Here is a 6,000-nt window from a genome sequence, read left to right as displayed (position 1 = left end):
GTGGTGGGTTGTGCAGGATTCGAACCTGCGACCAATTGATTAAAAGTCAACTGCTCTACCAGCTGAGCTAACAACCCGTATAGGAGCGGCGAAAGTGGTGGGTTGTGCAGGATTCGAACCTGCGACCAATTGATTAAAAGTCAACTGCTCTACCAGCTGAGCTAACAACCCAAAATTCGCTGTCATCAAGCGGCAATGAATGCTTGATATTTTTGCAGTGTAGGAAGAAAAGAAGTGGTGGGTTGTGCAGGATTCGAACCTGCGACCAATTGATTAAAAGTCAACTGCTCTACCAACTGAGCTAACAACCCATCTGAATTCTTGCACCGTCCTACTTCGATAAGAGTAGCCCCCTATCCTCCGGCGCGGCGCATATAATACTTAACTGGCGGGCAGTTGCAACAAGAAAATGCAATCTTTTCGCTTAAGCGGTTAATTGCATTTTCCTTGTACAAATACTAGAGCTTTCCTTTCGCCAATTGAGCCACGCTAGAACTTGGATATTCGTTCTTTACTCGCTCAAAATACGTGCGGGCTTCTGCTGCCTGACCTTCTTTTTCAGCAATCAATCCGAGCTTGAAAATCGACTCGGCTCGCTTCGAAGATTTTGGATACTGATCAACAACTTTAGCAAACGAAACTTTAGCGCTAGCGTAATCGGCTTCACGAAACTTCAACTGTGCCTGCCAATAATACGCATTCGCAGCATAATTCGACGTTGGGTAATCACGAATAAAGTCACTGAATGCTGTTACTGCTTGGTCATAGCGCTTCGCTTTCAACAAGTCGAACGCAGCTTCATAAGCAACATTAGCGGTGACTTCTATTGTAGATTGAGGCTCAGTCGGCGTGGTTGTGGTCGGCGAATTCGGCGTAACCGCAGGCTGAGAGCTACCGGTGAGGCGGCGCTCAATATCTTGATATAAGTCGCGTTGGCGCGCCAGAATCTGCTCGAGCTGGTGACCGTGTAACTCAATAGAGCCACGTAGTTGACCCACCTCGTATTCAAGATCTGACAGCTGTTGCTGCATCTCAACTTGAACATGGTTGCGAGATTCAAGCATGCGCTCCAAGCGCCCTACTCGTTCTTCTAGGGAATTGCCACTTGCTTCACGTACTGGAGCAGCAGCAAAAGCCGCACCCGTCAGGGTAGCGGCTAGTACAACAATATGTCGTTTCATCATTTAAGGTATTAGTAAACTAAAACACCACGGCGGTTCTTGGCCCAAGCTTCAGCAGTGTGACCTGAAACCAGAGGCATTTCTTCGCCATAAGAAACTGTACTGATTTGGCTAGACATAACGCCCAGGCTCATCAGATATTTAGAAACTGCTTTGGCACGACGCTCGCCCAAGGCAATGTTGTATTCTGGCGTACCGCGCTCATCAGCGTGGCCTTCAACGCGAACACTTACATTTGGATTTTTCACCAAGTAGTCAGCGTGAGCGGCAAGAAGTTCAGCAAACTCACCACGGACATCAGAACGGTCAAAATCGAAGTAAATGATGTGTTCTTTGCGAAGTTCCGCATACTGTTGCATACGCTCTTCTTCTGGCGTCAACACAGGAGCTACTGCCGAGCTGATTGCTGAATCGTCAGCACCAGTACCAGAGGCTGAACCTGTTGCAGCATCATCAGTTGTGCTACAAGCTGCCAAGAACATCATCGGCAGCGCCATCATTAGGCCTTTTGTCAACGGTTTCAATTGCATTGCCACTTTCCTTTTTAATCTATATTTGCAAATACTTACTGCAGGAACGGAGACCAAGCCGGAGCTTTTACTTGCCCATTCACAGCAGGTAGCCGAGCTTTAAAACGACCATCCATGGACACTAGCGCAAGCGCTTGTTTGTTGCCATGCACGGTACTGTAAATAATCATGCCGCCATTAGGGGCGATACTTGGAGATTCATCCAAGCGAGTGCTAGTCAAAACTTGCAAAGTACCTGTTTCCAGATCTTGCCTCGCAATGTGGTAATTACCACGGCTGCGATTGACCAATACCATTTGCTTACCATCTGGAGAGACTGCACCACCGAGGTTCATATCGCCCTCAAAAGTAAGCCTTTTTACTTTACCCGAAGCTAACTCTACGCGATAAAGCTGCGCATTACCACCCCGCTCAGATGTGAACACTAAGCTGCTGCCATCAGGCGTCCAATAAGGCTCTGTATCGATACTTCTGCCACGAGTAACACGCTTTAATTGGCCACTTGCGATATCCATCACATAGATGTCTGGATTACCGTCTTTCGACAGCACCATTGCCATGCGTTTACCGTCGGGAGAAAAGCGTGGCGCACCATTAATTCCGGGAAAATCCGTCAATAAACGGCGTTGACCGGTGTACAAATCCTGAATATAAAGTTGAGCCTTGTGCTTTTCGAACGAAACATAAGCCAATTGGCGACCATCGGGTGACCATGCTGGCGACATCAACGGCTTGGTGGAACGCAGCAAGTTTAGCTCGTTATACCCATCATAGTCGGCAACCATCAGTTTAAAAGGGTGACTATCGTCATTATCTACGACAACGTAGGCGATACGAGTCAAAAAGGCGCCTCGCTCCCCCGTTAAACGCTCATAGATAATGTCGCTGATGCGATGTGAATACTGACGTAGTTGCGCGCCGTTTACGACACTGCGTCGCCCGTCAAGAATGAATGACTGACTCGAAATAATCGAACCGTCCGCAGCAACCGCCACGTCACCTTTCGACATCTGCCCTTGCAACACGTCCATCAATTCGAAACTGACCTGATAGCGATCATCGCCAATAAAGGTAATGGTTCCGGTAACCACGGCTTCAACACCAAGATTCGCCCACTTGTCAAAATCAACTTGATTGGATTGACTGGGGCGTTCGGGCATCGCTTGCACGGCTAATGGATTGAATTTGCCGCTACGACGAAGATCAGAAGCAACAATTGAAGCCACATCGTGTGGCAAATTGGGTTGTCCCTGATAGCTAAATGGCACAATGGCAATTGGCCGAGCATTGTCGATACCTTCGGTAATGACAATCTCCAGCGCCGCTTGAGCAGACATACTAATAAGAAGAAAAGCTGAGCCCAACAGGCGCTTAAACATGGTATTCATTAAAGATTCGGCTCCACAGTCAGTCGAATTTCTCGCATTTTTTGATTCACTTCTGGATCAGCCGACATCGGCAAGGTGCCAGCTTTGAGTACGGCATTGCGTGCAGAGGCACACACCACAGGATCACCAACACCATTATCCACGGAGGTTACAAAGCCATCGCGCGCAAGGCGAATAGTCAGTTGGCATTGTTTACCAACCATTGCACTATCAACCAGCCAGTTGCGTTGGATTGTGGCTTTGATTAAAGCAGTGTATTTATCAATTTCAGATAAGATTTGCGCTTGCCGCTGTTGCCCAATTTGCTGGTTTTCAGCTTCAAGCTCTTGTTGCATCAAACGTTCTAATTCAGCTTGCTCGCGCGCTTGTTGCTCTTTGCGTTTGCGTTCTTCTTCAACGCGGCGGCGCTCAGCTTCTTCTTTCTCACGCTTTTTCTTGGCTTCGGCTGCGGCTTTCTCCGCGGCTTTGCGTTCAGCTTCTTTTTTCTTACGCTCAGCTTCGGCTTTACGGGCTTTATCCGCTTCTAGCTTTTGTTTTTTCTTCGCTTCAGTAGCGGCCTTATCAGCAGCGCGTTTCTCTTGTTCTTTACGTTTACGCTCCGACTCAAGCTTCTTCAGCCGGCTCTGTTCGGCTCTACGCTTATTTTCAACTTCTCGGAGTTTTCGTTCTAACTCGTCAATGCGCTTTTGCTCGGCAACGCGCTTCTTTTCTTTATCATCGCGAATGCGCTTCACTTGCTCATCGATCTTGCTTTGATCGATGGTGACCGCTTGAATAGGTTGCCCTTGGGGTTTCACCTGCGGTTTAGGTTTGGGGGTCATTGCCATACTGACCGACAGCAATACCACCACCACAATATGTGCTAGTGCAGACAACCCGATGTAAATACTAAATGGACCGATTTTCAATGGTCTAACCTACTACTCTGTGTCTTCTGTCATCAGGCCAACTGACGGCACACCATAGTTTTGCAGCGTCACCATCAAATTAATGACCACTTCGTATGGCACTCGTTTATCACCTTTGACAATCACCGGCGTATCCGGCGCAACGACTAATTGAGCCGCTACAATCTCAGCCAATTCATCAAGCTCACGCGGCGTGTTGTCATCGTCATCGCCTATTGAAACATAGTAATTACCATTGGCATCTACCGATGCCACTAGCGGTGGGTTGTTATCCGTGGAAATTGGCTCAGCTTCACCCTGCGGCAAGTCAACCTTAACCCCTTGGGTGATCAACGGCGCAGTCACCATGAAGATAATGAGCAATACCAACATCACATCGATGTAGGGCACCACATTAATATCAGCAACCTTACTTCTGCGCTTGCGCTCGAATGACATGATTAGGACTCTTTTTGCTCTTCAGTCACAGTCTGACGCTGCAGAATCGACAAGAACTCGTCGGCGAAGTTGATGTAGGCATTTTCCAGTTTCTCAACGCTAGTCGAGAAACGGTTATAGGCAATCACCGCAGGGATAGCGGCGAACAGCCCCATGGCTGTTGCAATCAATGCTTCAGCAATGCCTGGTGCAACCATTTGTAAGGTGGCTTGTTTAACGGCACCAAGTGCAATAAAGGCATTCATGATCCCCCAAACGGTACCAAACAAACCAATGTAAGGGCTGGTGGAGCCTACCGTTGCTAAAAATGGCAAGCTAGTTTCTAATCCGTCGACTTCACGCGACAAAGCAACGCGCATGGCTCGGCGCGTTCCTTCTAGCGATTGAGTGGCATCACGATGGCCGGTGCGGCGTAGGCGAACAAATTCTTTAAATCCTGAATGGAAAATCTTTTCCAAACCAACGTTGTCAGCTCGTGCGCTCACTTCTTGGTAGAGGCGATTCAGATCTAAGCCCGACCAAAATTTATCTTCAAACTTGTTTAACCGAGTTTGCGCATTCCGCAAGGTTTTACTGCGTTGGAAAATCATTGCCCAAGACACAACGGACAATAACAGTAAGGTCAGCATCACGAGCTTTACGAGTAAGCTGGCCTCTAAAAATAGACCGATAAGGGAAATTTCAGCCGACACGTGTCAGCACCTCCATAATGGGTTTTGGAATAGCAACTGGTTTATTGCGGGTCAAATCTACACAGGCTAACGTCACTTGACCAGAGACAAACTGTTGATTTTGATCAGAAGAAGATACGGTTTGCTCAACTGTTAAGCTAGCTTTGCGAAGTTGGATGATGTTACAGGATACTTCGAGCTCGGCATTGAAGCGCGCAGACGCATGATAATTGACATCAACATGGCGCACGACAAAAGCAATACCATCGGCTAAATAACCATCTTGCTCTATGCCAAATTGGCGTAACCATTCGGTGCGAGCACGCTCCATGAACTTAAGGTAGTTAGCATAATAAACCACACCGCCGGCATCGGTATCTTCGTAATAAACACGAATCGGCCAGGTAAAGTTTGTTGGAGTTGTTGTCACGGCGTTCCTGCCATTGTATTCAAAGTTATTTAGCGCATCGTCTCTTTGTTTGAGAGCACACTATACCGAAAGTTTCCTACAAATTTAACTTTCTCAATTGTTATCTAGGTCATGTCACCCTTTTCTGTCTGGGGTCATTAATATGATTGACTCTGCCGTTGCAAAGAATAAAAAATCACAATTTCTGCATATTTCTCAAAAGCCCTACATAGCGGGCTTAACAAAACTTTCACAAACCAAAATAAAAACTGAAATAAACCTTATTCATTAATTTTATTAATGCAAAAATAAAATTTATCTCGTTTGAGTTAGTGCGGGACTGTGACTAATATGCACACCATCGAAGCGACAGCTAATGCTGTGTTCGAGTAAGCGTTTTTTTGACCATCGGATTTTTAGTACGGGTTCGATGGTTACTACGGATAGTTCCCTGATTTATTTTCTTTCCTGAAGC

At 46.9% G+C, this 6,000-nt stretch carries 7 protein-coding genes and 3 tRNA genes; all 10 read right to left on the bottom strand.

Going from position 1 to position 6,000, the window contains the following annotated elements; translation table 11 throughout:
* Position 1 precedes the first annotated feature (1 nt).
* A tRNA-Lys gene (locus tag K0504_RS17785) sits at positions 2–77 on the bottom strand.
* An 18-nt stretch (positions 78–95) separates the two neighbouring features.
* Positions 96–171, bottom strand: a tRNA-Lys gene (locus tag K0504_RS17780).
* Between the two features lie 64 nt (positions 172–235).
* A tRNA-Lys gene (locus K0504_RS17775) sits at positions 236–311 on the bottom strand.
* A gap of 147 nt (positions 312–458) precedes the next feature.
* Positions 459–1,184, bottom strand: coding sequence for a tol-pal system protein YbgF (ybgF, locus tag K0504_RS17770; protein ID WP_220105506.1), 726 nt, complete (start codon positions 1,182–1,184; stop codon positions 459–461).
* Between the two features lie 8 nt (positions 1,185–1,192).
* Positions 1,193–1,711: a peptidoglycan-associated lipoprotein Pal gene (pal, locus tag K0504_RS17765; protein WP_220105505.1), complete on the bottom strand. Its 519-nt coding sequence runs from the start codon at positions 1,709–1,711 to the stop codon at positions 1,193–1,195.
* Between the two features lie 35 nt (positions 1,712–1,746).
* Complete coding sequence (gene tolB, locus K0504_RS17760) at positions 1,747–3,099, bottom strand: Tol-Pal system beta propeller repeat protein TolB (protein ID WP_404823035.1); 1,353 nt, start codon at positions 3,097–3,099, stop codon at positions 1,747–1,749.
* Positions 3,099–4,007, bottom strand: a complete 909-nt coding sequence (gene tolA / locus K0504_RS17755) for a cell envelope integrity protein TolA (protein WP_220105504.1) — start codon at positions 4,005–4,007, stop codon at positions 3,099–3,101. Before tolA ends, tolB begins: the two co-directional genes overlap by 1 nt.
* A 12-nt stretch (positions 4,008–4,019) precedes the next feature.
* Entirely contained in the window at positions 4,020–4,445 is a 426-nt protein-coding gene (gene tolR, locus K0504_RS17750; protein WP_220105503.1) for a protein TolR, read from the bottom strand.
* Between the two features lie 2 nt (positions 4,446–4,447).
* Entirely contained in the window at positions 4,448–5,137 is a 690-nt protein-coding gene (tolQ, locus tag K0504_RS17745; protein ID WP_220105502.1) for a protein TolQ, read from the bottom strand.
* Positions 5,127–5,546 (bottom strand): tol-pal system-associated acyl-CoA thioesterase, encoded by a 420-nt coding sequence (gene ybgC / locus K0504_RS17740; protein ID WP_220105501.1) that lies wholly within the window; start codon positions 5,544–5,546, stop codon positions 5,127–5,129. The genes tolQ and ybgC overlap by 11 nt, the downstream gene beginning before the upstream one ends.
* Between the last annotated feature and the right edge of the window lie 454 nt (positions 5,547–6,000).

The organism is Neiella holothuriorum, from assembly GCF_019457915.1.
Lineage (GTDB): Bacteria > Pseudomonadota > Gammaproteobacteria > Enterobacterales > Neiellaceae > Neiella > Neiella holothuriorum.
Note: the sequence above shows the minus strand (reverse complement) of the source record. Positions and strands in the feature narration are given on the sequence as shown.